General features: G+C 73.1%; 24 protein-coding genes. 12 read left to right on the plus strand and 12 right to left on the minus strand.

Features of this window, described 5'->3' with window-relative positions:
* Window positions 1-457 precede the first annotated feature (457 nt).
* A complete protein-coding gene (locus IPL61_21180; protein MBK9033745.1) occupies window positions 458-1,156 on the minus strand; it encodes a tetratricopeptide repeat protein in 699 nt (232 codons plus the stop codon).
* 42 nt (window positions 1,157-1,198) lie between these two features.
* Window positions 1,199-2,023, minus strand: coding sequence for an outer membrane protein assembly factor BamD (bamD, locus tag IPL61_21185; GenBank protein ID MBK9033746.1), 825 nt, complete (start codon window positions 2,021-2,023; stop codon window positions 1,199-1,201).
* Window positions 2,024-2,165: 142 nt separating this feature from the next.
* Between bamD and IPL61_21190 the strand changes: the two genes are divergently transcribed.
* From IPL61_21190 to IPL61_21210, 5 genes are all read left to right on the plus strand, one after another.
* The gene (locus IPL61_21190) at window positions 2,166-2,852 is read left to right on the plus strand and encodes a hypothetical protein (protein ID MBK9033747.1); all 687 of its coding nucleotides are present in this window, start codon (window positions 2,166-2,168) and stop codon (window positions 2,850-2,852) included.
* A gap of 19 nt (window positions 2,853-2,871) precedes the next feature.
* The gene (mnmG, locus tag IPL61_21195) at window positions 2,872-4,818 is read left to right on the plus strand and encodes a tRNA uridine-5-carboxymethylaminomethyl(34) synthesis enzyme MnmG (protein ID MBK9033748.1); all 1,947 of its coding nucleotides are present in this window, start codon (window positions 2,872-2,874) and stop codon (window positions 4,816-4,818) included.
* Window positions 4,815-6,413 (plus strand): outer membrane protein transport protein, encoded by a 1,599-nt coding sequence (locus IPL61_21200; GenBank protein MBK9033749.1) that lies wholly within the window; start codon window positions 4,815-4,817, stop codon window positions 6,411-6,413. The genes mnmG and IPL61_21200 overlap by 4 nt, the downstream gene beginning before the upstream one ends.
* A 198-nt stretch (window positions 6,414-6,611) precedes the next feature.
* The gene (gene arr / locus IPL61_21205) at window positions 6,612-7,058 is read left to right on the plus strand and encodes an NAD(+)--rifampin ADP-ribosyltransferase (GenBank protein MBK9033750.1); all 447 of its coding nucleotides are present in this window, start codon (window positions 6,612-6,614) and stop codon (window positions 7,056-7,058) included.
* Between the two features lie 365 nt (window positions 7,059-7,423).
* Window positions 7,424-8,002, plus strand: a complete 579-nt coding sequence (locus IPL61_21210) for a hypothetical protein (protein ID MBK9033751.1) — start codon at window positions 7,424-7,426, stop codon at window positions 8,000-8,002.
* Window positions 8,003-8,297: 295 nt separating this feature from the next.
* On the opposite strand, the gene IPL61_21215 is transcribed toward IPL61_21210, so the two are convergent.
* Window positions 8,298-9,140, minus strand: coding sequence for a S1 RNA-binding domain-containing protein (locus IPL61_21215; GenBank protein MBK9033752.1), 843 nt, complete (start codon window positions 9,138-9,140; stop codon window positions 8,298-8,300).
* 96 nt (window positions 9,141-9,236) lie between these two features.
* Between IPL61_21215 and IPL61_21220 the strand changes: the two genes are divergently transcribed.
* Window positions 9,237-9,494 carry a hypothetical protein gene (locus IPL61_21220; protein MBK9033753.1) on the plus strand — a complete coding sequence of 86 codons (258 nt, stop codon included), beginning with the start codon at window positions 9,237-9,239 and terminating at the stop codon, window positions 9,492-9,494.
* Window positions 9,495-9,677: 183 nt separating this feature from the next.
* Here the strand turns inward: IPL61_21220 and IPL61_21225 are convergent, their stop codons facing one another.
* Window positions 9,678-11,417, minus strand: coding sequence for a PD40 domain-containing protein (locus IPL61_21225; protein MBK9033754.1), 1,740 nt, complete (start codon window positions 11,415-11,417; stop codon window positions 9,678-9,680).
* Between the two features lie 147 nt (window positions 11,418-11,564).
* On the opposite strand from IPL61_21225, the gene IPL61_21230 reads away from it, so the two are divergent.
* From IPL61_21230 to IPL61_21255, 6 genes are all read left to right on the plus strand, one after another.
* Window positions 11,565-12,845, plus strand: a complete 1,281-nt coding sequence (locus IPL61_21230; GenBank protein MBK9033755.1) for a serine/threonine protein kinase — start codon at window positions 11,565-11,567, stop codon at window positions 12,843-12,845.
* A gap of 76 nt (window positions 12,846-12,921) precedes the next feature.
* Window positions 12,922-13,770, plus strand: coding sequence for a MoxR family ATPase (locus tag IPL61_21235; protein ID MBK9033756.1), 849 nt, complete (start codon window positions 12,922-12,924; stop codon window positions 13,768-13,770).
* Window positions 13,771-13,775: 5 nt separating this feature from the next.
* Window positions 13,776-14,999, plus strand: a complete 1,224-nt coding sequence (locus IPL61_21240) for a VWA domain-containing protein (GenBank protein ID MBK9033757.1) — start codon at window positions 13,776-13,778, stop codon at window positions 14,997-14,999.
* Window positions 15,000-15,426: 427 nt separating this feature from the next.
* A complete protein-coding gene (locus IPL61_21245) occupies window positions 15,427-15,831 on the plus strand; it encodes a cupin domain-containing protein (GenBank protein ID MBK9033758.1) in 405 nt (134 codons plus the stop codon).
* Between the two features lie 58 nt (window positions 15,832-15,889).
* Entirely contained in the window at window positions 15,890-16,558 is a 669-nt protein-coding gene (locus IPL61_21250; protein ID MBK9033759.1) for a glutathione S-transferase, read from the plus strand.
* 384 nt (window positions 16,559-16,942) lie between these two features.
* Complete coding sequence (locus IPL61_21255) at window positions 16,943-17,824, plus strand: hypothetical protein (GenBank protein MBK9033760.1); 882 nt, start codon at window positions 16,943-16,945, stop codon at window positions 17,822-17,824.
* A gap of 122 nt (window positions 17,825-17,946) precedes the next feature.
* On the opposite strand, the gene IPL61_21260 is transcribed toward IPL61_21255, so the two are convergent.
* Genes IPL61_21260 through IPL61_21295 form a run of 8 tightly spaced genes read right to left on the minus strand, consistent with a single transcriptional unit; the run spans window position 17,947 to window position 23,849 of the window.
* On the minus strand, window positions 17,947-18,108 hold the full coding sequence (locus tag IPL61_21260; protein MBK9033761.1) for a hypothetical protein: 162 nt from the start codon (window positions 18,106-18,108) through the stop codon (window positions 17,947-17,949).
* A 44-nt stretch (window positions 18,109-18,152) separates the two neighbouring features.
* Window positions 18,153-18,524, minus strand: coding sequence for a hypothetical protein (locus IPL61_21265; GenBank protein MBK9033762.1), 372 nt, complete (start codon window positions 18,522-18,524; stop codon window positions 18,153-18,155).
* Between the two features lie 9 nt (window positions 18,525-18,533).
* Window positions 18,534-18,689 (minus strand): hypothetical protein, encoded by a 156-nt coding sequence (locus IPL61_21270; GenBank protein ID MBK9033763.1) that lies wholly within the window; start codon window positions 18,687-18,689, stop codon window positions 18,534-18,536.
* Window positions 18,686-19,363: a class I SAM-dependent methyltransferase gene (locus tag IPL61_21275; protein ID MBK9033764.1), complete on the minus strand. Its 678-nt coding sequence runs from the start codon at window positions 19,361-19,363 to the stop codon at window positions 18,686-18,688. The genes IPL61_21270 and IPL61_21275 overlap by 4 nt, the downstream gene beginning before the upstream one ends.
* A gap of 47 nt (window positions 19,364-19,410) precedes the next feature.
* The gene (locus IPL61_21280; GenBank protein ID MBK9033765.1) at window positions 19,411-20,814 is read right to left on the minus strand and encodes a hypothetical protein; all 1,404 of its coding nucleotides are present in this window, start codon (window positions 20,812-20,814) and stop codon (window positions 19,411-19,413) included.
* A gap of 7 nt (window positions 20,815-20,821) precedes the next feature.
* The gene (locus IPL61_21285) at window positions 20,822-21,499 is read right to left on the minus strand and encodes a hypothetical protein (protein ID MBK9033766.1); all 678 of its coding nucleotides are present in this window, start codon (window positions 21,497-21,499) and stop codon (window positions 20,822-20,824) included.
* Window positions 21,499-22,638: a DUF1588 domain-containing protein gene (locus IPL61_21290; GenBank protein MBK9033767.1), complete on the minus strand. Its 1,140-nt coding sequence runs from the start codon at window positions 22,636-22,638 to the stop codon at window positions 21,499-21,501. Before IPL61_21290 ends, IPL61_21285 begins: the two co-directional genes overlap by 1 nt.
* Before the next feature lie 23 nt (window positions 22,639-22,661).
* Entirely contained in the window at window positions 22,662-23,849 is a 1,188-nt protein-coding gene (locus IPL61_21295) for a hypothetical protein (protein ID MBK9033768.1), read from the minus strand.
* Window positions 23,850-23,999: the final 150 nt, after the last annotated feature.

Genomic DNA, 23,999 nt, shown 5'->3' on the forward strand with positions numbered 1-23,999 from the left:
CGCCGCCAGTCACCCGGCTCGGGTGGCCGCGGGGCGCTGCGCAGCCGTCGCGCGACCCGCGCACCTGGCACACGCTCGACGGCGCGCGGCCGGCACGTCAGCCTCGGGCGAACAGCCAGGTCTGGACGACGCGCGGCCGGCAGCGGTTCGGAGGCGCGCGCCCCGGCGCCAGCCGTCGGCCAGCAGCCAGGTGTGCGCGATGTGCTGACGGCAGCGACTCGACGGTGCGCAGCCCCGGCGCCAGCCGTCGGCCAGCAGCCAGGTGTGCGCGATGTGCTGACGGCAGCGACTCGACGGTGCGCAGCCCCGGCGCCAGCCGTCGGCCAGCAGCCAGCGCAGCCCCGACGCCAGCCGTCGGCCAGCAGCCAGGTGTGCGCGATGTGCTGACGGCAGCGACTCGACGGTGCGCAGCCCCGGCGCCTGCCGTCGGCCAGCAGCCAGCGCGCGCAGCGCGCGGTCAGTCCTTGACCATGCGCAGGTAGAGCATCGCGCTCTTGTTGCCGGGGTCGCGGACGAGCACCTCGCGCCACTCGCGGACCGCGTCCTCCTTGCGGCCGGCCGAGAAGTACGTGACGCCGAGGTGCACGCGCGCCGGCATGTACGCGGGGCGCTGGTCGCGCGCCATCGTCAGCTCGCGGATCGCGGCCTCGTGATCGCCCATGTCGCGGTAGACCGCGCCGAGGCGCACGCGCAGGTCGGCGAACTCGGGACACAGCGCGAGGGCGTTGCCGTACTCGCGCACCGCCTCCTCGTACATCGCCAGGCTGGCGTAGCCCGAGCCGAGGTCGGCGTGCATGTTGGCGAGCTTGCCGCGGGCGAACGGGTCGATCGCGCGCGGGGCCTTGTAGCTGGTGGTCACGACCCGCGCGTAGATCTCGCGCGCGAGGTCGTACTTGCCGCGGTCGTTGTAGGTCACCGACAGGTTGAGCGCGGCCTCGGTGTAGTTGGGGTTGATCGCCAGGGCCGCCTCGAACGCGGCCTCGGCCTCCTGGAACCGCCCCTGCGCGTGGAAGATGACCCCGAGCATGTTCGAGACGTCGGCGAAGCGCGGCTCGAGCTCGACCGCCTCGGTCAGCAGCGGCTCGGCCTTGTCGTACTCGCCGGCCTTGTAGTGCTCGCGGCCGACTGTGATGAGCTGATCGACTCGATCCGACATGGTCGCTCCGGGGGCGGGTCGCCCGCTTGTGACGTGGCCCCGTCAGGGCTTGGGTGGGGTCGCAGCCGGCAGGCGCGCGATCGCGCCCTTGGCGTCCCCGGCCTGGCTGCTCTTGGGGTACTTGCTCACGAGCTGGGCCCAGGTCTCGCGCGCCCGGTCGGGCATGTCGACCTTGGCGTAGGCGCGGCCGAGCAGCCACAGCGCGCGCTCGTCGTAGCCGACGCCGCTGTAGCGGTCGAGCAGCCGGCGCAGCCGCAGCACGGTGCCCATGGGCTTGCCGCGATCCCAGTAATAGGTGGCGACGTACCACTCGTGATCGGCGAGGCGCTTGGCGACCTTGGTGCGCAGCTCGACGCCGCGCTTGCGGAACGGCGAGTCGGGGAACTTCGCGAGGAACCGGTCGAGCTCCTCGGCCGCCTCCTCGATCGAGGTCTGGTCCTTCTCGTACGAGGGCGGGACGATCCACATGTCGCCGGGGAGCTGCTTGTAATAGGACTCGGCGACGCGGAGGCTGGTGTAGCCGTTGGCGACGAGCTCGTGGGTCACGTGCAGCTTGGCGAAGACGCGGTAGCTCTCGGCGGCGTCGAGGTACTCCTCGGCGCCGAACAGCGAGTCGGCGAGGCGGAGCTCGGCGAGCACCGCGAACTTCGAGTACGGGAAGCGGCTGCGGATGAAGCTGAAGTACTTCGCCGCGGCCTGCCACTCCTCGCGCTCGAGCATGGCCATGCCGCGGTCGTAGTTCTTCTGCGCCGAAACCGAGTAGTCGACCGCGGTGGGGCCCGAGCGGCCGCCGCACGCGGTGGTCCCCAGCGTGCCCGCGAGGGCGAGGGCGAGGGCGAGGATCAGGGCAGGGCGGCGCGAAATCATCTGGGAAGTCCCGAAGTTGAGCATGTGTACACCGCAGGGGCCGACGGGGTCAAACGTTAGACGCGCACGTGCGCGTGTCGGGTTGGACCGCGGATCGCCCGCGGTGGTTGCCGGGCGCGTGCGCTTGTGGCTCCATGGCGCCATGGTCGCCCTCCGGCACTGGCTCGTCGCGCTCGTCCCCCTCGCCGCGTGCGGGAGCACGCCCCGGACGCCGGTGCTGCTGGCGCCGCCGCCGGCCCCGGCCACCGTCGGGACCCTGGCCGGGCCGCTGTGCAACGGCCAGACCTGCACCTGCCGGTCGGCCGACGCGCCCGGGGATGGCGGCGCGGGCACGCCCGACGACGGGGTCAAGCGGTTCGAGCTGCGGGTCGGTCCGTCCGAGCACGAGCTGTGGATCACGGTCGACGACGACGTGCTCTACAAGAGCCGGGCCCGGGCCCTGGACTGCTTCTACCTCGACCTCGGCGCGGGCGAGCACAAGGTCGGGCTGCGAGCCTCGAACGACGGCGGCGTGTCGGCGGCGGTGACGATCGCCGAGTACGCGCCGGCGACCTCGTCCTGGTACGACACGTTCCGGTTCGAGTGCGGCACCCCCGGCGTGTGCTCGTACGACGAGCTGGCCGAGTACAAGGCGTCGCTCGTGAAGTACAAGCGCAACATCCACGACCCGTGCGGGTCGGTGAAGGTCAAGGGCCTGGCCTGGGACACCGACGTCGCGCCCGATCGCGCGCACCCAGGCAACCTGGCGGTGGCGCTGACGCTCGCCGTCTACGACTTCGCGCCCAAGCTGCCGCACGGCGATCCCGCGTGCGCGAACCGGTTCGAGTGACGCGCGCGTCGGGCGGCCGATGACCGCGTTCGCGTACCCCGACGCCTACGACGTGATCGTCGTCGGCGCCGGCCACGCCGGGTGCGAGGCGGCGCTGGCGGCGGCCCGGCTGGGCGCGCGCACGCTGGTGCTGACCGGCTCGCTCGAGCTGGTCGCGCAGATGTCGTGCAACCCGGCGATCGGCGGCGTCGCCAAGGGCCACCTGGTCAAGGAGATCGACGCGCTCGGCGGCGCGATGGCCCAGGTCATCGACGCGACCGGCATCCAGTTCCGGCGGCTCAACGCGTCGAAGGGCCCGGCGGTGCGCTCGACCCGGGCCCAGGCCGACAAGCTGCGCTACCGCGAGGCCATGCGCGGTCGGCTCGAGGACACGCCCGGGCTGGCGCTGCGCCAGGCCGAGGTCGCGTCGATCGACACCGACGAGCGCGGCGGGCGGCCGCGGGTGGTCGGCGTGACGACCACGATGGGCGTGCGGTTCCGCGGCGGCGCGGTCGTGATCACGACCGGCACGTTCCTGCGCGGGGCGATCTTCGTCGGCGACGCCCGCGCCGCCGGCGGCCGGGCCGGCGAGGCCCCGGCGGTGTCGCTGTCGGGCTCGCTGGCGCGGCTGGGCCTGCCGCTGGCGCGGCTCAAGACCGGCACGCCGTGTCGGCTCGACGGCAAGACCATCGACTACGCCGCGCTCGAGGTCCAGGCCGGCGACGATCCGGCGCCGCGGTTCGCGCTCGACGCGTCGACCGCGCCGCCGCCGCTGGTGCAGCGGCCGTGCTGGCTCACGGCCACGACCGCCGCGACCCACGAGCTCATCCGCGCCAACCTGCACCGCTCGCCCCTGTACCAGGGCGCGATCGCCGGGGTCGGACCGCGCTACTGCCCGAGCATCGAGGACAAGGTCGTCCGGTTCGCGGACAAGCCCCGCCACCAGATCTTCCTCGAGCCCGAGTCCACCGACCGGTTCGATCGCGGCGAGATCTACCCCAACGGCATCTCGACGTCGTTGCCGTACGACGTGCAGCTGGCGCTGGTGCGCACGATCCCGGGCCTCGAGCGCGCCGAGATGACCCGGCCCGGCTACGCGGTCGAGTACGACTACGTCGACCCGCGCGAGCTCCTGCCGACGCTCGAGACCCGGCGGGTCGCGGGCCTGTACCTGGGCGGGCAGATCAACGGCACGTCGGGCTACGAGGAGGCCGCGATCCAGGGCCTCCTGGCCGGGGCCAACGCCGCGCTGGCGCTGGCCGGGCGCGACCCGCTGATCCTGTCGCGGGCCCAGGCCTACGGCGGCGTCCTCGTCGACGACCTGGTCACGCGCGGCACCAAGGAGCCGTACCGGATGATGACCTCGCGCGCCGAGTTCCGGCTGCTCCTGCGCGAGGACAACACCGCCGACCGGCTGCTGCCGACCGCGCGCGCGGCCGGTCTGGTCGACGACGCGCGCTGGGCCTGGTTCGAGGCCCGGCAGGCGGCGCTGGCCGCGGCCCGCGAGCGCGCGCTGCGGGCGTCGGTCACCGGCACGCCCGCGGTCGAGGCGGCGCTGGCGCGGCTGGGCTCGGCGTCGGTGGCCGGGCGCCGCGCGACCCTGGCCGATCTCCTGCGCCGACCCGAGCTCGACTGGCGCGCGGTCGAGGAGGTCGCGGCCGCGGGCGGGGTGGCGGCCGCGACGACCGCGCCGGCGCTGCTCGAGCAGGTCGAGACCGAGGTCAAGTACGAGGGCTACCTCAAGCGCCAGGCCGCCGACGCCGCGCGCCTGGTCGAGGCCGACCGGGTGCCGCTGGCCCTCGACCTCGACTACGCCGGCATCCCGGGGCTGTCGCGCGAGGTGATCGAGAAGCTGTCGTCGCTGCGGCCGGTCTCGGTGGGGCAGGCGGCCCGGATCGACGGGGTCACCCCGGCCGCGATCTCGATCTTGATGACTCATCGCGCCTTGACGCGACGCCGTGGGGCCGACGTAAGCTCATCGGAATGACGAAGCGTCAGTCGAGGTTGTTCGGTCGTGTCACCCTGGGGTCGCTGGCGGCCTCGCTCCTGGCCGCCGGGAGCGCGCAGGCCGGCGGCCTGTACCTGCCCGGCAGCGGCCCGGTGTCGGTCGCGCGCGCCGGCGCGTCGGTCGCGTCGCTGTCGGATCCGTCGGCGATCGGCGTGAACCCGGCCGGCCTGGCGGGCACCAAGGGCACCGTCGTCCACGTCGGCAGCTCGCTGGTCAGCTTCAACATGACCTTCCAGCGCTACGGCGTGCATGAGGACGTGCCGGGCCGCACCGACCCGTGGGAGGGCCAGCCCTACGCCGCGGTGTCCGACGACTCCAAGCCGGCGATCGGCATCGGTCAGTTCCAGGCGGTGCCGACCATCGCGATCGCCACCGACCTGTCGAGCCTGGTCAAGGGCCTGGCCCTGGGCGTCGGCATCTACGCGCCGACCGCGTACCCGGCGCGGCGCATGGGCGCCGACTACACCCTCGAAGATCCGACCCGCCCGCCGCCGCCGACCCGCTACGACGTGATCGAGCAGACCGCCGCGGTGGTGCTGCCGTCGATCGCCCTGGCCTACCGCCCGATCCCGAAGCTCGACATCGGCGCCCGGTTCTCGTCGGGCTTCGCTGACATCGACGCCACGACCTACGTCTGGGGGCTGTCGAACTTCGAGGAGTGGGCCGGCAAGGACGCGAAGTTTCACGTCAAGGTCAAGGACCTGTTCGTGCCAGCGTTCGGTCTGGGCGCGCGCTACCGGGTGACGCCGGCCATAGAGGTCGGCGCCGCGTGGTCGAGCGCGATCGAGGTCCGGGCCGACGGCATCGGTGACGCGGTCCAGGGTTCGGGCGTCGAGCTCGGGCCGGGGCAGCGGCCGACGATCATCCCGATCGAGGACAGCGCGGCGCAGTGCAACAAGGGCGGCACCGCCGCCGAGCTCAAGGCGTGCGTGAACCTGAACCTGGCGGCGACGGTCACCGTCGGCGGCCGGTACATCGTGCGCGACGCCGCCGGCAAGCAGATGGCCGACGTCGAGGCCAACGTCGCCTGGGAGCAGTGGAGCAGCGCGACCGACCAGGAGGTCATCGTCGACGGCTTCGCGTCGCTCGACGGCACCACCAACGCCGGCGTGCCGCTCAACAAGACCATCATCCGCCACGGCTTCAAGGACACCTACTCCTTCCGCCTCGGCGGCTCGTACGAGCGCGACATGGGCCCGGGCCGGGTGACCGTGCGCGGCGGCGTCGCCTACGACACCACCGCCGCCAAGACCGGCTGGGAGCGCGCCGACCTCGACGGCGCCGCCCGCACGACCATGGCCCTGGGCGGGTCGATGACCCTCGACAAGGTCCGCATCGACATCGGCGGCGGCATGGTCTACGAGGGCACGCGCACCCAGGACGCCGGCTGCAACAACAACACCCAGGGCGCCAACTGCACCGGCCCCGGCCTCGTGCCGCCCGACAAGCGCACCGGCCCCGATCCCATCCAGCCGGTCGCCGCGCCCGGCAGCCAGCAGATCAGCCCCATCAACCAGGGCGCGATCAGCTCGGGCTACAAGCTGCTGATGATCGGCGTCACGACCTGGGTCTGACGCAGAGGGGACGGTGTCAACTTTGACAACGTTTGGCTCGGAGCATCGATAACGGTGGGATCTTCAGCCGGCCGCGATCGGCGCCCCCCTCTCCTCTCACCTTCCGGGAAGGGCAAGGCCTCCCGGCGCGGGCAGCGGGGACAGGTCGGATGCGCCGACGTCGGTGACGTCGCGGCTGCGAGCTATGATCGCTCGCCGATGGCGACGCACACGACCCCAGAGCCGTTCAAGGTGTGGACCAACGACCGTGGCGAGGAAGGCTTCCTCCACGGGACGAAGGCTGACTTGAAGACCGGAGACCTCATCGAGCCCGGGCGCAGCTCGAACTACGGCAACAGGGACAACGCTGCCTTCGTCTACTTCACCTCGACATTGGATGCCGCCACGTGGGGCGCCGAGCTGGCGATCGGTGACGGGCCGGGCCGCATCTACATCGTCGAGCCGACCGGCCCGTTCGAGGACGACCCGAACCTCACCGATAAGAAGTTCCCCGGCAACCCGACGCGGTCGTACCGCACGCGGCCTCCGCTCCGGGTCATCGGCGAGATCACCGACTGGAAGGGCCACGCGCCCGAGCAACTCCAGGCGATGAAGGATGGCCTCGCGCGCCTCGCCGCGAGGGGCGTCGAGGCCATCAACGAGTAGCCGTCGCCCCAGCACGCGCACTGCACCTCGCGCAACTCGCCGCACACTCATGAGCGCCCGTGCCATTCACCGCGGTGACATCTTCTGGATCGCCCCCGACGATTCCAGAGGACCCCGTCCCCCTTTCGGCCCGGCTGTTCTGGCGCGGCCGGCGGGAACAGCGCGGGGCGCCTGCGTCCGCGACTCGCCCGGGTCCCGATCGGCCGCGAGCCGGAGCGCGCCGCGAGCGGGACGGCCGAAAGGTTGTCAAAGCTGACACCGTCCCCCTCCAGTCGGCTGGGCAGCGGGAACAGCGAAGGCGGCCTGCGCGTTGACGCGTGATGACGCGGAGCGGGACACGGTCGCGCGCGAGGTGGGCCGTGGGCGTGGCGCTGCTCGCGGTCGCGCTCGGTGCATGTGGCGATTGCGATGGCGATCAGCCGGCTGATCTTCGAGAGTTTCACGGCGATCCGTCCGGGGTCGTCTGCGGACAGCGCTGGTCGTACGACCATATGGGATTTGTCTGCAGCGATGCGTGGATGACGCTTCGTGAGCTGGCGCCATTCAGTCGTCTGCGCTCCGTGAATCTAGATCGTACCACGATCGGTGGCCGCGGCGCGGTGCCGCTGCCCTCAGTCACGAGCCTTGCCGTCTTGGACGCCAAGGTGCCGCCGGATGCGGTCGCGGTCGCGTTTCCGAATCTCGGTTCGCTCACCGTCAGTGGGAGCGGGTTCGATGTCTCCACGCTGCCCCCGATGCGCCGGCTCACTCGCCTCGTCGTCGCTCGGACCGCGCCGCCCAGCGGCGAGGCGATCGCGCGCCAGCCGGCCCTGCGGACCGTCGTCCTCAGTTACTTGAAGTGCGACGCGTGCGAGGAAGAAGTGGCTGCGGTGATCCGCGCGCTGCGCCCGGATATCGACGTCAAGACGTACACGCTGCATGAACCCCGTCCCGGCGTGAGGTGATCGAGCCAGCAGGGGAGGGCGGGGACGGTGTCAACGTTGAGCTGGGGCGGGGACGGTGAACCCCGTCCCGGCGTGAGGTGATCGAGCCAGGCAGGGGAGGGCGGGGGACGGCGTCAGCGTTGAGCTGAGGCGGGGAACGGTGTCACCGTCGAGCTGGGGCGGGGGACGGGGGCAACGTTGACGACCTTGGCTCGCGGGCTCGCTCGCGGTTGGAGCTGCCAGTCAGCCGCGATGAGATCCACGCGCCGTCATGTGGAGGATCCAGACGCGCTGTCAACGTCGACACCGTCCCCGGTCAGGTCCGGACCAGCAGGCCGCGGTCGTCGAAGGCGACGGCGCCGTCCTTGAGGAGGCGGCCGACGGCGCGCTTGAAGGCCTTCTTCGAGAGGCCGAAGATGGCGCGGATCTGGTCGGGGCTGGACTTGTCGCCGACCCGCGGCGCGTCGGGGCGGGACATGATGGCGAGGATGGCGGCGGCGTCGTTGTCGAGCTCGTGGTGGGCGTGGCCGCGCAGGGACAGCACGAGCTTGCCGTCGGGCAGGATCGCGGCGACGCGGAACTGCGCGGCCTCGCCCCGGCCCAGGCGGTGGGGCTCGGTGGCCGGCACCAGGCCGACGTAGGCGCGGTCGATGATCACGAACAGGCCGATCGCCGGGTCCTCGCGCCAGGCCACGCCGTCGACCCACTCGTCGAGCTCGAAGCCGCCGCCCTCGGTCAGCATCGGCGCGACCCGCATGGTCGCGGCCAGGCGCGCGCTCTTGTCGAGGTACAGGCCGAACGGGTGGCGGGCGCCGACGACGAGCTCGCGGGTCTGCTCGGCGAACGGCACGAACAGCTCCTTGCCCAGGCCCCAGTCGACGAACGCGCCGTGGTCGGTGCACGACGTGACCTCGAGGAACGCGACCTCGCCCAGCACCAGCGCCGGCGTGGCGGTGGTCGCGACCACGCGCTCGTCGGAGTCGCGGTAGACGAACACCGGCAGGGCGGCGCCGACCGCGGCGCCCTCGGGCAGCTCGCGCGCCGGCAGGAACACGGTCGCGGCGTCGGGCGCGTCGGCGATCGCGAGCCACGCGCCCGCGGCGTCGACCGAGTGGATCGTCAGGGTCACGCGCCGGCCCAGCAGGCCTTCCGGAGTCATGCGTCGATGTACCCCCGAAGCCGTCGCGGATCAACGCGGGCGGGGCCCGGCCGGCGCGCAGGTGCGCGGGGGCCCGACGTCTGTCATGCTTGGGGCATGAGCAAGGCGTTGGTTCGTCGCGGTGGCGGCAGCGGGATCGTCCCCGCCGTCTGCAGCCTCTTCGTCCCCGGCGTCGGTCAGCTGGTCAACCGCGAGACCGACAAGGCCATCGGGGTGTTCGCCGTCTGGGGCATCGCCGGCCTCGGGCTGATCGGCGCCATCCCGCTGATCGGCGGCGTCGCGGCGCTGGTCGGCGTCGCGACCCACATCTACGCGGTCGGCGACGCCTACGTGCAGGGCCGCCGCAAGGGCTGAGCGCGCGCGGCGGTCGACGCACAGCCTGCGCACGAATCCCCGTTCGGCCTCGCGCGGGCGCTCGGTTGCGCCACGCTGGTCGCCCTGACCTACGACGGCCCGCGGCTCATCCCGCGCGCCTGCGGCGCGGTCCGCGACGCGGTTCGCGCGACCGCCGCGCGGTGTCGATCGCTGCGCCGGCGCTCAGCGCGCGGCGCCGGTCGGGACCATGCGGCCGATCGGCACGACGGTCTCGGTCCACTGCGCGATGTGGTTGTTCGAGCCGAGATCCTGGAACGGCAGGCGGAAGGCCGGGCCGGTGGGATCGCCGCCCATCGCGATGCGGCCGGGAAAGAACGCGGCCATCCAGATCTGCGGCTTGCCCGCGGGCTGGCGCACGCCGAACGCGCGCTTGCTCGAGAAGGTGATCCAGTACATGTCCTCGACCACGGCGCCACCGGCGAAGGTCTGGCGGAACGGCGCCCAGCGCGCCCACGAGTTGGTGAGGCCGCCGGCGACGTTGGCGAGGTCGAGCTTGCGCGGCGGCGCCGAGCCGTCGGCCTTGACCACCCACAGCTCGGCCGAGGCGTCGTCGTAGGCGTCCTCGGTCGAGCGGTTGAACAAGAGCCACTGGCCGTCGGGCGAGTACGACGGGTAGTAGTTGTTGCCGCCGTCGGTGACCAGCGGCCGCGGCGCGCCGAACGTGCCGGCGCCGGCGTCGTACGGGATCGTCGTGATGATGCCGCCGCCGAAGTGCCAGTCGGCGCCGGGCGAGGTCGCCTGGACGTACGCGAGCGCGTCGCCGCCGGGCGCGAAGTCGGGGTGCGTGCCCCAGCCGGTGATCGGCACCGTCGAGATCGGCGCGGCGGTGGTGCCGTCGCGCACGGTCAGGACGCCGCGCGAGCTGGTGATCAGGCGGCTGCCGTCGGGCGAGTAGGTGGCGAAGTTCCAGGCGGCCGGGCTCGGGATCGCGGTGCGGGTCGCGACGTCGACCACCGACGCGGCGCCGTCGCCGCCGTCGTAGGTGATGGCCATGCGGGTGCCGTCGCGCGACAGCGCGTGGCAGGCGACGCAGCGCCCGGCCTGGGTGTTGGTGTAGAACTCCTCGGCCGGCTGGCCGACCGCGCCGAAGTCGTAGCGGAAGATGCCGTAGGGCTGACCGGCGGCGGCGGTGGCGGCCCAGTAGTACAGGCCGCCCTGGAGATCCTCGCGGCCGTGGAACACGCGGTGGCTGGCGGCGGTGCCGGCGACCGCCGGGCTGGCCTCGGTCAGGCCGCGCACGCCGAGCGTGAGCTGCTCGGCCGAGCGCGCCGCGGTCTCCCACTCGGTCGGCGTGAAGGCCGTCCAGCCGGTGGCGCCGGCGCGCACGTAGACGCGCTGGTCGACGTGATCGCCGACGAGGCTGACCTCGAACAGATCGTGGCCGTGGCCGTCGGTCCAGTGGGCCTCGAAGTCGCCGAGGTTGGCGGGCACGATCACCTGATCAGCCGGGTAGACCAGGTCGGGCGCCTGGGCGGGATCGTCGGTGGCGCCGGCGAACAGGCCGGGCGCGCCGGGCGGGACGTCGGCGGCGACCCGGACGCCGCGCAGGGTGATCTCGATCTGGGCGTCGCCGACCAGCGTGTCGAGCGTGGCGTGGACCATGCCCTTGCCGGCGCGGCCGCCGCGGGCGGTGAAGGTGGCGCCGGCGAAGTCGCCGAAGGCCGGGTCCGACAGCGACCACGCGACCTCGGCGGTCACGTCGCGGCCGGGGCCGCCGGGCTCGACCAGCATGACCGTGAACGGCTGGCTGACGGGCGTCCCATTCAAGACCTCGAGCTGGGCCTCGGCCGGGGTCACGACCAGGGTCGAGCCGGGCTCGATCGTGTCGTCGCCGCTGGTCGATCCGCACCCGACCAGGGCCACGAGGACGGCGGCGCGCGCCGCGAAGTGACGGAGCAGCATGCCGGGAGTGTCGCGCAGTCGGGGCCATCTCGTCGAGGGCCGAGTGGCTCGGGCGGAACCTGCGTCACGGCCGAGCCGCGCGATCGGCCGGACCCGTCGCGAGCCCCGCGCGCGCCGTGACCGACGCGAGTGCGCTATAGAAGGCGCGTGGCTGACTTCACGGGGATGCTGGCGATCATCGCCACGTTCGGCTCGCCGGTGCTGATCGTGCGCGAGGTGCTGCGGCACCGCGAGCGCAAGTCGCGGATGGAGCTGGAGGCCGCGCAGCAGAAGGCGCTGCCGGCCGGGGCCGCCGACGAGGTCGCCGCGCTCACGGCCGAGCGGGCCAAGCTGCGCGAGCGGGTCGAGAACCTCGAGTCGATCGTGTGCAGCGTCGACTACGAGCTGAACCAGAAGGTCGGGCGGCTGATCGAGGAGCAGCGGATGCTGGCGGCCTCGCAGGTCGGCGCCCCCGCGTTGCCAGCGCCAGCGGCCGGCGCGGCAGCGGCCCCATCGCCATCGCCATCGCCGTCGCCGTCGCCGTCGCCGTCGCCGTCGCCGTCGCCTCCGCCAGCGCTCGAGCGCACCGCCACCGCCCACGCCCTGGTGCCGGGGACGTCGTCGGCGGGCGGCTTGACGGTCGGCTCGGTCCTGGCGAACCGCTACCGGATCGAGCGGCTGCTCGGGCGCGGCGGCATGGGCGCGGTCTACCTGGCCCACGACGAGGTCCTCGACGACACGGTCGCGGTCAAGGTGATCGCCTCGGCGTTCGCGTCCGACGAGGCGGCGATGGTCGAGCGCTTCCGGCGCGAGGCCGCGGCCGCGCGCAAGGTCAGCTCGCCCAACGTGATCCGCATCCACGACCTGGGCGAGGCCCGGCCGGGCCTCCTGTACCTGTCGATGGAGTACTTCCCGGGGCGGACCCTGGCCGAGGTGATCACCGCCCGCGGGCTGGTGCCGATCCCCGACTGCGTCGACTACCTGGAGCAGATCTGCACCGGCCTGGCCGCGGCCCACGACGTCGGGGTGATCCACCGCGATCTCAAGCCGCACAACGTGCTGGTCGGCGAGCGCAACTCGGTGAAGCTGATCGACTTCGGCCTGGCCAAGGCCACCGCCGGCGCTGGCCTGACCGCGACCGGCGTGCTGCTGGGGACGCCCAACTACATGTCGCCCGAGCAGGTCCGCGGCAAGACCGTGGACGCCGCCAGCGATGTGTACTCGCTGGGGGCGCTGGCGTTTCACCTGGTGTGCGGGCGGCCGCCGTTCGCCGGCGACAACGCCATCGCGGTCGGGTTCGCGCACTGCACGGAGCCGGCGCCGGCGGTGCGCAGCCTGCGGCCCGACGCGCCGGCCGCGCTCGACGCGGTCATCGCCCGGGCCCTGGCGAAGAGCCCGATGGATCGGCCGCGCTCGGCGACGGAGTTCCGGGCCGCGCTGACGGCGTGAGCGCCCTCGCGATCGCGGTAAGGTCGGTAAGGTCGGTAAGGTGGCGGGCCGCGCAAATGCGCTAGGCTTGCCGACGATGTCCTTCGATCAGTTCGGCGCGGGGCCCGCGCAGTTCTCGCAGTTCACGGGCACCGACACGTACATCGCGTCGGACGAGCTGCGCCACTCGGTCAACGTCGCGGTGGCGCTGGCGCGGCCGCTCTTGGTGCGCGGCGAGCCCGGCACCGGCAAGACGCTGCTGGCCGAGAACGTGGCCCAGGCGCTGGGGCTGCCGCTCCTGCGCTGGCACGTCAAGTCGACGACCAAGGCCAAGGACGGCCTCTACGTCTACGACACCGTCGCGCGCCTGCACGACAGCCGCTTCGGTGACGGCGACGTCAAGGACGTGGCCCACTACATCAAGCTCGGGCCGCTGGGCCAGGCGCTGTCGGCGCCGAGCCGGGTCGTGCTGCTGATCGACGAGATCGACAAGGCCGACCTGGAGTTCCCCAACGATCTGCTGCTCGAGCTCGACGCGATGCGGTTCCGGGTCGACGAGACCGGCGCCGAGGTGGTCGCGCAGGAGCGGCCGGTCGTGATCATCACGTCGAACAACGAGAAGGAGCTGCCCGACGCGTTCCTGCGCCGGTGCGTGTTCCACTACATCGAGTTCCCGAACCGCGAGCTGATGGCCAAGATCGTGCGGGTCCACCACCCCGACCTCGTCGACAAGGTCCTCGACCAGTGCCTCGAGGTGTTCTACGGCCTGCGCGCGACGCCCAAGCTGCGCAAGCGGCCCACGACCAGCGAGCTGATCGACTGGATCTGCGCGCTGCAGAAGGCCGGCGTCGACCTGAGCAAGATCGGCGGCGGCATCCCGTTCCTCGGCACGCTGCTCAAGACCGAGCAGGACGTCGAGCTCATGGGCAAGCGCGCCCGGGCCTAGCCGCCATGCTCGTCGACTTCCTGTTCGAGCTGCGCAAGGACGGCCTCAAGGTGTCGAGCCACGAGTGGCTCGCGCTGATGGAGGCGATGGACCTCGGGCTGCACGACAGCTCGCTCGACGGGTTCTACCGGCTGGCGCGGACGGTGTGCGTCAAGGACGTCGCCGACTACGACGCGTTCGATCGCGCGTTCGCGCGCTACTTCCAGGGCGTGACCGAGGCGGCGCTGGCGCTGACCAAGGACCTCGAGGCGTGGCTGGCCGATCCGCAGCAGCTGGCGCAGCTCACCGACGCGCAGATCGCGCAGCTCAAGCGGCTGGGCCTCGACGAGCTGCGCGCGCTGTACGAGCAGCGCCTCAAGGAGCAAAAGGAGCGCCACGACGGCGGCAACCGCTGGATCGGCACCGGCGGCACCTCGCCGTTCGGCAACAACGGGCGCAACCCGGCCGGCATGCGGGTCGGCAGCGGCGGCGCGCGCTCGGCGATGGCGGTGGCCGGCGAGCGCCGGTTCCAGGAGTACCGGCGCGACATCGTCCTCGACGTGCGCCAGATCGACGTGGCGCTGCGCGGCCTGCGCAAGCTCGGCCGGGACGGCGCCGACGAGGAGCTCGACCTCGACGAGACCGTCGACGAGACCTGCAAGAACGCCGGCGATCTCGAGCTGGTGTTCCGGCCGCCGCGGCGCAACCGGGTCAAGGTCATGCTGATGATGGACGTCGGCGGCTCGATGGATCCGCACGCCGAGCTGGCGTCGCGGCTGTTCACCGCGGCCTCGCGCGCGGGCCGGTTCGCCAAGTTCCGGAGCTACTACTTCCACAACTGCGTCTACGAGCACGTCTACGAGGACGCGCACTTCACCAAGCGCGTGGCCGTGGCCGACCTGATCAGCCACAGCGACAAGGACGAGAAGCTGGTCATGCTGGGCGACGCGCTGATGCACCCGGCCGAGCTGCTCGATCCCGGCGGCTCGTACAGCTACGTCGCCGGCTCGCGCAGCCCCGGCGTCGAGTGGCTGCGGCGCCTGAGCAACCACTTCCGCCGGACCGCCTGGCTCAACCCCGAGCCCGATCGCTACTGGAGCGGCAGCACGATCGAGGTGATCGCCGCGCTGTTCCCGATGTGGCAGCTGACGCTCGACGGCCTCGCCGGCGCGGTCCGCTACCTCGTGCGCGGCGGCCAGCGCCCGAGCGTGCCCAACCCGACGCAGTGGTCCAAGGCCGCCGGCGGCTGACGCGCCGACGGGTGGTCCAAGGCCGCCGGCGGCTGACGCGCCGACGGGTGGTCCAAGGCCGCCGGCGGCTGACGCGCCGACGGGTGGTCCAAGGCCGCCGGCGGCTGACGCGCCGACGGGTGGTCCAAGGCCGCCGGCGGCTGACGCGCCGACGGGTGGTCCAAGGCCGCCGGCGGCTGACGCGCCGCCGGGTGGTCCAAGGCCGCCGGCGGCTAGCGCGCCGGGTGGTCCAAGGCCGGCGGCGGCTGACGCGCCGACGGGTGGTCCAAGGCCGCCGGCGGCTGACGCGCCGACGGGTGGTCCAGGGCCGCGGGCGGCTGTGGTCCAAGGCCGGCGGCGGCTGCCGCGCGGGCAGGTCGTCGAAGGCGCGGGCGGCTGCCGCGCGGGCGGGTGACGCGCCAATGGCGTGCGTGCGACGCTGACGTGCATGAGCACCGATCCGCGCCGCCGCCTCGACGAGTTCCCGGTCCACCTCGGCCTCGGCGCCACCGTCGTGCCGCTGGCACGCTTCACCGGCACCGCCGACTGGTACGAGCGCTACGGCGCCGGCTGCGTCGCCGACGGCGCCGAGGGGCGCCTGGTGACGATGCACACCTTCAGCGAGCCCTGGGCGGTGTGGGAGGTCCATCCCCACGGCGAGGAGCTGGTCGTGTGCACCGCGGGCGAGTTGACGCTGCACCAGGAGGTCGACGGCGCGGTCCAGACCGTCGTCCTCACCGCCGGGGAGGCCGCGATCAACCCGCGCGGGGTCTGGCACACCGCCGACGTCGCCGGCGCCGCCACCGCGCTGTTCATCACCGCCGGCCTGGGCACCGCGCACCGGCCGCGGTGACGCCAGGTCGGACGGCGGCGCGGGCTGGGCGCGCCGCGGGCCTCGGCTACAGTGCGCCATGATCATCGTCCACCATCTCGAGCGCTCGCGCTCGCACCGCGTGCTGTGGCTGCTCGAGGAGCTGGGCCTGCCGTACGAGCTGGTCACCTACCAGCGCGATCCCAAGACGATCCTGGCGCCGCCGGAGCTGCGCGCGATCCACCCGCTCGGGAAGTCGCCGGTGATCACCGACGACGGGGTCACGGTCGCCGAGTCGGGCGCGATCCTCGAGTACCTGGTCGAGCGACACGGCGGCGGCCGGCTGGCGCCGGCGGTCGGGACGCCCGAGCACCTGCGCTACCGCTACTTTCTGCACTACGCCGAGGGCTCGCTGATGCCGCCGCTGCTGGTGAAGCTGATCGCGTCGAAGATCGCGAGCGCGAAGATGCCGTTCTTCGCGCGGCCGATCGCGAAGAAGATCGCCGGCTCGCTCGAGGCCTCGTTCGTCGGGCCCAACCTGACCCGCCACCTGGCGTTCCTCGAGGCCGAGCTGACCGGGCGCGCCTGGTTCTGCGGCGACGAGCTGACCGCCGCCGACGTCCAGATGAGCTACCCGCTCGAGGCCGCGCTGGCCCGCGGCGGCGAGGCCGCGCGCACCGCCAACCTCACCCGGGTGCTGGCGGCGATGCGCGCCCGGCCGGCCTACGCCCGCGCGATCGAGCGCGGCGGTCCGATCATGCTCGACTGAGCGCGCGCCGCCTCCGGGCGAGCCCGGGGGTTCCCGCGGTACGATGACCGGATGCGCCGCGTCCTGCCGCTCGTCCTCGCGCTCGCTCCCCTCACGGCGATCGCGCAACCAGCGCAACCGGCGCCATCGGCGCCCGCGCCATCGGCGCCCGCGCAACCCGCGAGCCCGCAACCCGCGGCCGCACAACCCGCGGCCGCGCAACCAGCGCCGCCGGCGCGACCAGCGCCGCCGGCGCGACCAGCGCCAGCGCCCCCGCCCGCGCAACCGGCGCCCGCGCCTCCCGCGCCCGCGTCGCCCGCGCCCGCGTCGGAGCCGCCTGCGCCGCCGCCCGCGGCGCCGTCGACGTTCGATCCCGACGCGCCGCCGCCGCCGGGCTGGCGCTTGATGGTCTCGGACCTGACGATCGTCCGGCTCAACCCGCTGGGGCTCGAGTCGCGCGCGCGCGCGGGGCTGCAGCGGCGCCTCTACCGGTCCGAGAAGGCGATCAGCAAGACCAACTTCGGGTTCGTCGGCCTGTACCCGAAGCTCAACCCGGCCAGCGCGCAGCTGGGCGTCGGCGGCGAGCTGCAGCCGCTGTCGATGTTCAACCTCCGGGCGCTGGCCGAGGTCCAGCAGTACTTCGGCACGTTCGGGTACCTGCAGTCGTTCCCGAGCGCCGACGCCAACTACTCGGACCACGCGCAGAAGGCGCTGCGCGACGACCCGGCGCGCCCGCCCCAGGCCGCGGCGGTGTTCCACGCGTCGATCCAGCCGCTGCTCCAGGCCAAGGTCGGCCCGGTCGCGGTGCGGGCGCTCGTGCAGCTCGACTACTGGGACTTCGACGGCCGCGCCGGCGACACCGTCGCGTACGAGGGCACGTCCGACACGCTCCTGCCCGATCGCGGCTGGACCGTCTCGACCGACACCGACGTGCTCTACACCGGTCGGCCGCGGCTCGCGATCGGGCTGCGCCACAGCTCGGTCACGCCGCTGTACCAGGCGCGGCACTTCACCGACGCGGCCGCGCACGACGCCTACGACGGCGCCAACGCGCACCATCGGCTCGGGCTGTTCGCGGCCTACACCTTCCGCGACGACGGCCCGTCACGCTTCAACAAGCCGACGGTGGTCGTGATCGCGTCGTGGTACCTGGCGCACCGCTACCGGCTCGGCGAGCCCGACGCGATCCCGACCGGCCAGACCGCCGACGACTACGTCAGCCGGGCGTTCCCGTACCTGCTGGTCGGGTTCGCGTTCGAGTCGGATCTGTGGGCGGTGGCGCGCTAGCGTCGAGCCCCCTCGTGGAGCCAGGCGTCGGCGATCGCGGGGCGCAGGCGACCGGCGCGCCTCGGCCTGGTCCATGCGCCACGCCGCCCGTCACGTCCGCGCGCGCGATCGGCTCGGGGCCGCTACTTCTTCCGCAGCCGCGCCGGGCACGGGAACGGCTTGTGGCAGTACTTGCACGTGAGCGTCGGGCCGGTGGCCTTCGCCACCCGGGTCTGGCGCGCCCGGCAGTGCGGGCACGTGACCTGGAGCGCCTTGAGCACGCCCATGCCGATGATGCCGATCATGGCCGACTGTAGCGCGGGCGCCGCCGCCGGCGAGCGGCCCGGCGCTACTCCGGCAGGTCGACGTACGGGATGCGGCCGTTGGCGCGGAAGCCGTCGCCGTTGGGGATGTAGGCCATCGGCGTGTCGGTGTTGGCGCCGCTGTAGCGCAGGATGAGCTGATCGCCGGCGGCGTCGGTCAGCGCGGCGCCCGGCATCGTCGCCTCGAAGGGCTGCGCCGTGAAGCCGGCCGCGAGCGGCTCGAAGTGCTGCATGAACGTCGCGATCGCCACGTCGCCGCCGCTGGCCTTGCGCCAGATCAGCTCGAACGTGACGTCGACCGGACGCGTGATGATGCCATCACCCACGAACCGCCAGTCACCGGCGGGGACGTCGGCGACCAGCGTGAACTCGGCCTCTTGAGGACTCCCGGTCCCCACTCCTGGCGCTCAAAAGGGCGGCGGTTCGGAGCCGACCAGCTGGACCTGGATCTCCGAGCCGTCGAGCGCGAGCCAGAGCTTGTCGGGGTTGCGGGGCGCGGGCGCGTCGTCCGAGCAGGCGCCGGCGAGCAGGGCGAGGGCGAGCGGAGCGGCGAGGCGGGTCATGGGGCTCCCTTGGTGGGCGTGGGGCGTGCGCCCGAGGCCGGGCCACGTGCGAACAGTGCCACGAACTGTCCCGGCAGGTCGTTGACTTCCGTCACGAGCTCGAGCCCGACCGAGGCCGCCGCCGCCATGACCGCGGCCCGGTGCTGCATGCGGTTGGTGATCGCCAGGCGCCCGTCGGGCTTGAGCGCCGGCACCGCCTTGGTCAGCCACGCCACGCGGTCGTCGAAGTAGTGGTCGACCTGCGCGAGGAGGATCAGGTCGAAGCGCCCCGGCTCGAGCCCGGGCTCGGTGGCCGCGACCTGGCGCGGCTCGACGACGGTGTCGAACCCGGCCGCCTCCATGCGCGCGCCCAGGTACGACAGCACCGCGGCGTCGATGTCGGTGGCGACCACGTGGCCGCCCGGGAACACCGCGCGCGCGACGTGGACCGTCAGCAGGCCGGTGCCGGCGCCGACGTCGGCGACGGTCATGCCGGCCTTGATGCCGAGCAGGCCGATCAGGCGCTCGGGCTGGCGCTCCTGGTCGAAGCGCGACTGATCGTCGATCGGGACCTCGGGCGCGTCGCTGGCGCGCGGGGCGGCGCTGCCGCCGGTGCCGCCGCCAGCGGCGGGCGACGACGACGAGCCGCTGCTGCACGCGGCGGCGCAGACGACGAGGATGACGAACCAGCGCACGCGCGGAAGCTACCCTCGCGGGCCGGGGCTGTCGACCTCGGGCGCCATCACATCGTGAGCGTCTTCACGACGCCGCCGATGTCGACGCCGCGCGCGAAGTCCGCGGCGCGGCGCATGTCGCCGCGGGCGATGGCGTAGGCGACCGCGGCCGAGGCCGGCGCCGCCAGGTCGCGCGTGGGCGCGTCGTTGTCCTCGCCGGTGCGCGGGTCGAAGCCCTTGACCGTGCCGTCGGCGCCGACCCCGCCGTGCCAGCCGGTCTTGAGCAGGCCGTTGCCGTAGACGTACATCCAGTTGGAGTTGTCGGGCGTGCCGTCGGGCCAGCCCGCGCGGGCGCGCGGGTTCTTGGGCGTGTCGCCGTGGATCGTCAGGACGACGTTGTCGGCCAGGGTCGTGCCGCCGCAGCTGGCGTCGGCCACCGCCCCGAGGTCGCCCATGAAACCGTCGAGGATCTTGCCGAGCGCGGTCGTGACCCCGCGCAGGGCGCCCATGTCGTTGAACGCGCCGTGGGGGTCGTCCTCCATCGCCGGCAAGACCACGCTCGAGGTCAGGCCCAGCGCGAACGCCTTGGCGGTGACGATCAGGTTCTCGGCGAGCGCCAGCACGTTGGCGCGGGTGCCGAGGTCGACGCCGTAGCGGGCGCGATCGGCGTCGGTGATCGCGAGGCGATCGGCGAGGTTGGTGCCCAGGAGCCGCGCCGCGGTCTTGGCGGTGCCGTAGGCCCGGGTCTGGGTCGGGCGGCCGGCGGCGCGGTTGAGCGACGCGGCGGCGGCGAAGCCGGCCTCGTACAGCCCGGCGTCGCCGGTGTTCTCGAGCAGGCCGCCGGCGCGCGAGGCCGCGCTGTTGAACAGCCCGACGAACTGCTCGGCCGAGCCGACCGCCGACGGGCGCGGGGCGCCGGGCGCGTTGCCGAACGGCGCGCCGCCGATCGTGACTACCGGGATCACGCTGGGGTTGGTCGACTGCAGCGCCGCGGCGATCGCGAACACCGAGTTGCCGCCGACGCTGGTCGCCGTCGATGGGGTCCGGGTGTGGGTCTCGTTCGAGCCGGCCATGAACGCGGTCATCTGCTTGCCGCCGGTGGCGGTGCGGAACGGCGCCTCCGGCCCGAGCGTCAGCGGCCGATCGGTGCCGGCGGCGATGAGCTGCTGGCCGGGGGCGTGGAACGCGAACGTGTCGCTGCCGGCCGCCGCGACCGCGTTGTGCGGCCACAGGAGCTGGAACCACGCGAAGCCGCCGTTGCCGGCGACGAGGTGGACCGAGCGGTTGGTCGGCAGGGCGCAGGCGTCGGCCGCCAGCGCCGAGTCGATCGAGTCCTCGAGGACCTCGAACACCTTCCACCGGGACAGGCCGAGGGCCGCGCCGGTGAACAGGCTCCACTTGATGAGCTCGCGCCGGCCGAGCTCGCGGTGCTGGCTCCGGGCGTTGGCTTCGGGGGTGCCGCGCTTCTTCATCGGGTCCTCACTCGCACGTGTTGGCAGCGGCCAAGAGCGTCGCGACCGCGATGCGCTTGCCCTTGTCGACGTCGCTGGCGCGGGTCACCGCCAGGTTGCACAGCTCGACGTGGCTGGCCGTGGCCGGCACGCCGATCAGGCAGGTGATGCCGTCGGGGTTGCACTGGTCGTCGACGTTGAACAGCGGCGCGCCCTGGCCGGCGATCTGGCACTCGGGGCGGTCGCCGAGGTTGGCGATGATCTCGGGCGCGGCCTGGACGAAGATGTCGAACATCTTCGACGCGGTCGCGGTCGAGAGCTCGCGACCCTCGCGCTGGCGCGCCCCGAAGTTGGCGACGCCGAGCGCCTGGTCGCCGTCGCGGTAGAGCCGGCCGGCCGACAGCGCCGCGGTGTTGCCGAGGTCGACGCCGCGCGACGCCAGGAGCGCGCCGAGCGTGGCGTACTTCATCTTGGCGCAGCTGTGGACCCGGGCGGCGAAGCGGGGCGGCCCCTCGACCTTGGCGCGGTCGACCAGATCCCAGACGTCGACGTTGGTGCCGGGGTGATCGAAGGTGTTCTCGGTGCCGCCCGACGCGTTGCCGCTCGGCAGGGGCGGGCCGTCGGTGGCGAGCTCGCCGGTGCACGCGAGCGTGGCGCTGGCGAGCGCGGCGACGACGACGGTGGTGGGCAGAGATAGGCAGCGCATCAGAACCTCACGAAGTCGTCGGAGGAGTAGACGGCGAAGATGGCGTCCTTCACCTTCATGCCGTTGGCCTGGAACGCCAGCACCTGGGCGTCGATGACCTCGCGCGGGATCACGGTCAGCGTGTCGACGATGTCGCCCTTGCCCAGGGCCCAGCCCCAGAGCCGCGCGACCGCGCACTCGGCGATGGCCGGGTCGGCGGCCATGGCCGCGCCGAGCGCGGGGAGATCCGCGGCCGGCGCGCCGAACCGCCACGCGGTCGGCTCGGCGCCGGGCAGCCAGTCGGAGCGCAGCGCCAGCGGCGTGCCGAGCTGCGGGGTCTTGACCTGGATCGTCGCCTGCTGCTGGCCGTCGTCGTCGAAGTTCCCGAACAGCGGCGCGACGTGGTTCATCGTCGTGTGGCAGTTGGCGCAGATGACCGCGCTCTGATCGTGGAAGTCGATCGTGCCGCCGTTCGAGGTGCCGGCGATCGACTCCATCGGCCACGCCGACAGGAACGTGGGCGCGCCCTCGGGCGGCTCGCCGGTCAGCTCGACCGGGAACGCGGTGCACGCGAACAGCTCCTGGACCCAGCGCACGCGCCGGAACGCCAGGTTCGACTGGAACTGCGCCATCGCGCCGGGGTCCGCCAGCACGCCGGCCGCGGGCGTCACGCCGTTGCCGCAGTCGGCCGGGGTGAACGTGCCGGCGGTCGCGTCGAAGGTGGGGCAGGTGCCCGTCGCCGCGGTCAAGAGCTCGGTGTACGCGCGGTTCTCGACCGCGACCTGGGCGGCGAACGCCGGCGCGGTGTCGAGGCGGGCGCTGCCGCCGATCTTCATCGAGTCGCGCCAGAAGCCGAGCATCTGGTTCGCGAACCGCGGGCCCTCGAGGTAGTTGCGCAGGAGCGACTCGTAGACGACCTTCTGCGCGGCGGGGTCGCCGGCGTCGGCCACGGCCTTGATCTCGGCCAGGCTCGGCAGCCCGCCGGTCAGGCGCAGCGCCGCGGTCCGCAGCGCGGCGTTGTAGTCGAGCGTCCGCTCGGCCAGCCGCTGGTCCCAGTAGTCGGCGGGGACGTCGTCGCCGGTGTCGTCGGGGGCCGACGAGTCGCCGCAGGCGGCGGCGCCGGCCAGGCCGAGCGCGAGAACGAGACGAGCACTGCGCATGGAACGCTCCTGACCTTTCGCGATCACGGGGCGGCCTCGGCGGTGATCCACGGGAGGATCGCCGTCTTGAAGGCCTGGAACTCGGGGTCGGTGCCGAACTTGAACGGGTGGTTGAGCCCCGAGTTGGGCTGCGCGGCCACGAAGATCGCGCTCTGGTCGGGGTTGAGCTTCGAGATGCGCGACAGGATCTGCGCGCACGCGGCCGGCTGCTGGAGGTCGTCGGCGAGCTTGGTCATGTCGGTGGCGGCGGTGGCGCCGCCGTTGCCGCCGGCGTGGCAGCTGGTGCAGCTGGCCGTGAGCGGGCCGCGGACGATCGCGGTGAACTGCGCGACCGCCTTGCAGCCGCCGCCGGTGGTGCCGCCGTCGGTCGAGGGCGGCATGCCGTTGGCGAAGGTCGCGGCCTTGAAGTAGAGCGACAGCGGCGCGGTCGGCGGCACGTCGACGAACACCGCGGTGCCGCCGCCGACCGAGCTCGAGGTCATCTCGGCGACCGTGAGATCGATGTCGCTGAACCGATCGATCGGATCGGGCACCGGCTGCTGGCCGTCCCAGACCACGAACAGCGGGTGGGTCAGGCGCACGCCGCCGGTGCCGGCGGTGACCGAGATCCGCGACAGGTACATGCCGGTGCCGAGCGGCTGGAAGTCGAACGAGAACGTCGTGCCGGCCAGGCCCAGCGGGCCGAGGTCGATCGTGTTGGCGCCGAGCACCGGCGTGATGACCGGCGTCTCGATCGTCGGCGCTGGCATCTTGCCCGCGGCCAGCGCCTCGAGCTCGACCCAGGCCGTGACCTTGGCGGCCTCGACCGGCAGGTAGTTGGTGCCGACCATCGCGTGGGCCTGGCTCGACGCGTAGACCGCGAGCCGGCTGGCCTGAGGGTCGTCGAGGTCGACCAGCTTGCCGCCGTCGAACGCGAGGACGCCCTCGCGCAGGGTCGGATCGGGCTTCATGAACTGCGGGTTGACGGTGCCGGTGTGGCAGCTCGCGCACTTGGCGGCGAGCGTCGGCTCGACGTCGCGGGCGAACGCGGCGGTGGCGTTCTTGGTGGCGTCGCCGGAGGGGTCGATGATCTCGCCGGTGCACCCTGCCGCGAGCAGCGCCAGGGCGACCGCGAGCGCGTGCAGCCGCACCATCGGCAAGCGGCGGAGCAAGACCTCGAGCGCGGCCCGGCGGGTCACCGGAAGTGCTCGGAAGCGTGAGGAGGCCAGCATGGTCCGGAAGGTTACAGCAACCGGCGTGCCGACCTGCGGAGGGGGCGATCGTCCCGCGCGACCCCGCAAATCTCTGCGAGAACTGAGGTTCTCGCGGGTGACGGGGCGCCGGGGACCGGGGTAGCCGGGGGGGCGACCCCCACGCGGGGT

It is taken from the genome of Myxococcales bacterium (assembly GCA_016717005.1).
GTDB lineage: Bacteria > Myxococcota_A > Polyangia > Haliangiales > Haliangiaceae > UBA2376.

Coding starts and splice junctions, on each gene's coding strand:
- arr (MBK9033750.1), top strand. CDS start 6,612: ATGGCGACGCACACGACCCCAGAGCCGTTCAAGGTGTGGACCAACGAC.
- IPL61_21250 (MBK9033759.1), top strand. CDS start 15,890: ATGATCATCGTCCACCATCTCGAGCGCTCGCGCTCGCACCGCGTGCTG.
- IPL61_21180 (MBK9033745.1), bottom strand. CDS start 1,156: ATGTCGGATCGAGTCGATCAGCTCATCACAGTCGGCCGCGAGCACTAC.
- IPL61_21200 (MBK9033749.1), top strand. CDS start 4,815: ATGACGAAGCGTCAGTCGAGGTTGTTCGGTCGTGTCACCCTGGGGTCG.
- IPL61_21255 (MBK9033760.1), top strand. CDS start 16,943: ATGGTCTCGGACCTGACGATCGTCCGGCTCAACCCGCTGGGGCTCGAG.
- IPL61_21215 (MBK9033752.1), bottom strand. CDS start 9,140: ATGACTCCGGAAGGCCTGCTGGGCCGGCGCGTGACCCTGACGATCCAC.
- IPL61_21220 (MBK9033753.1), top strand. CDS start 9,237: ATGAGCAAGGCGTTGGTTCGTCGCGGTGGCGGCAGCGGGATCGTCCCC.
- IPL61_21260 (MBK9033761.1), bottom strand. CDS start 18,108: ATGATCGGCATCATCGGCATGGGCGTGCTCAAGGCGCTCCAGGTCACG.
- IPL61_21240 (MBK9033757.1), top strand. CDS start 13,776: ATGCTCGTCGACTTCCTGTTCGAGCTGCGCAAGGACGGCCTCAAGGTG.
- IPL61_21285 (MBK9033766.1), bottom strand. CDS start 21,499: ATGCGCTGCCTATCTCTGCCCACCACCGTCGTCGTCGCCGCGCTCGCC.
- IPL61_21245 (MBK9033758.1), top strand. CDS start 15,427: ATGAGCACCGATCCGCGCCGCCGCCTCGACGAGTTCCCGGTCCACCTC.
- IPL61_21290 (MBK9033767.1), bottom strand. CDS start 22,638: ATGCGCAGTGCTCGTCTCGTTCTCGCGCTCGGCCTGGCCGGCGCCGCC.
- IPL61_21280 (MBK9033765.1), bottom strand. CDS start 20,814: ATGAAGAAGCGCGGCACCCCCGAAGCCAACGCCCGGAGCCAGCACCGC.
- IPL61_21270 (MBK9033763.1), bottom strand. CDS start 18,689: ATGACCCGCCTCGCCGCTCCGCTCGCCCTCGCCCTGCTCGCCGGCGCC.
- IPL61_21295 (MBK9033768.1), bottom strand. CDS start 23,849: ATGCTGGCCTCCTCACGCTTCCGAGCACTTCCGGTGACCCGCCGGGCC.
- IPL61_21235 (MBK9033756.1), top strand. CDS start 12,922: ATGTCCTTCGATCAGTTCGGCGCGGGGCCCGCGCAGTTCTCGCAGTTC.
- bamD (MBK9033746.1), bottom strand. CDS start 2,023: ATGATTTCGCGCCGCCCTGCCCTGATCCTCGCCCTCGCCCTCGCCCTC.
- IPL61_21190 (MBK9033747.1), top strand. CDS start 2,166: ATGGTCGCCCTCCGGCACTGGCTCGTCGCGCTCGTCCCCCTCGCCGCG.
- IPL61_21225 (MBK9033754.1), bottom strand. CDS start 11,417: ATGCTGCTCCGTCACTTCGCGGCGCGCGCCGCCGTCCTCGTGGCCCTG.
- mnmG (MBK9033748.1), top strand. CDS start 2,872: ATGACCGCGTTCGCGTACCCCGACGCCTACGACGTGATCGTCGTCGGC.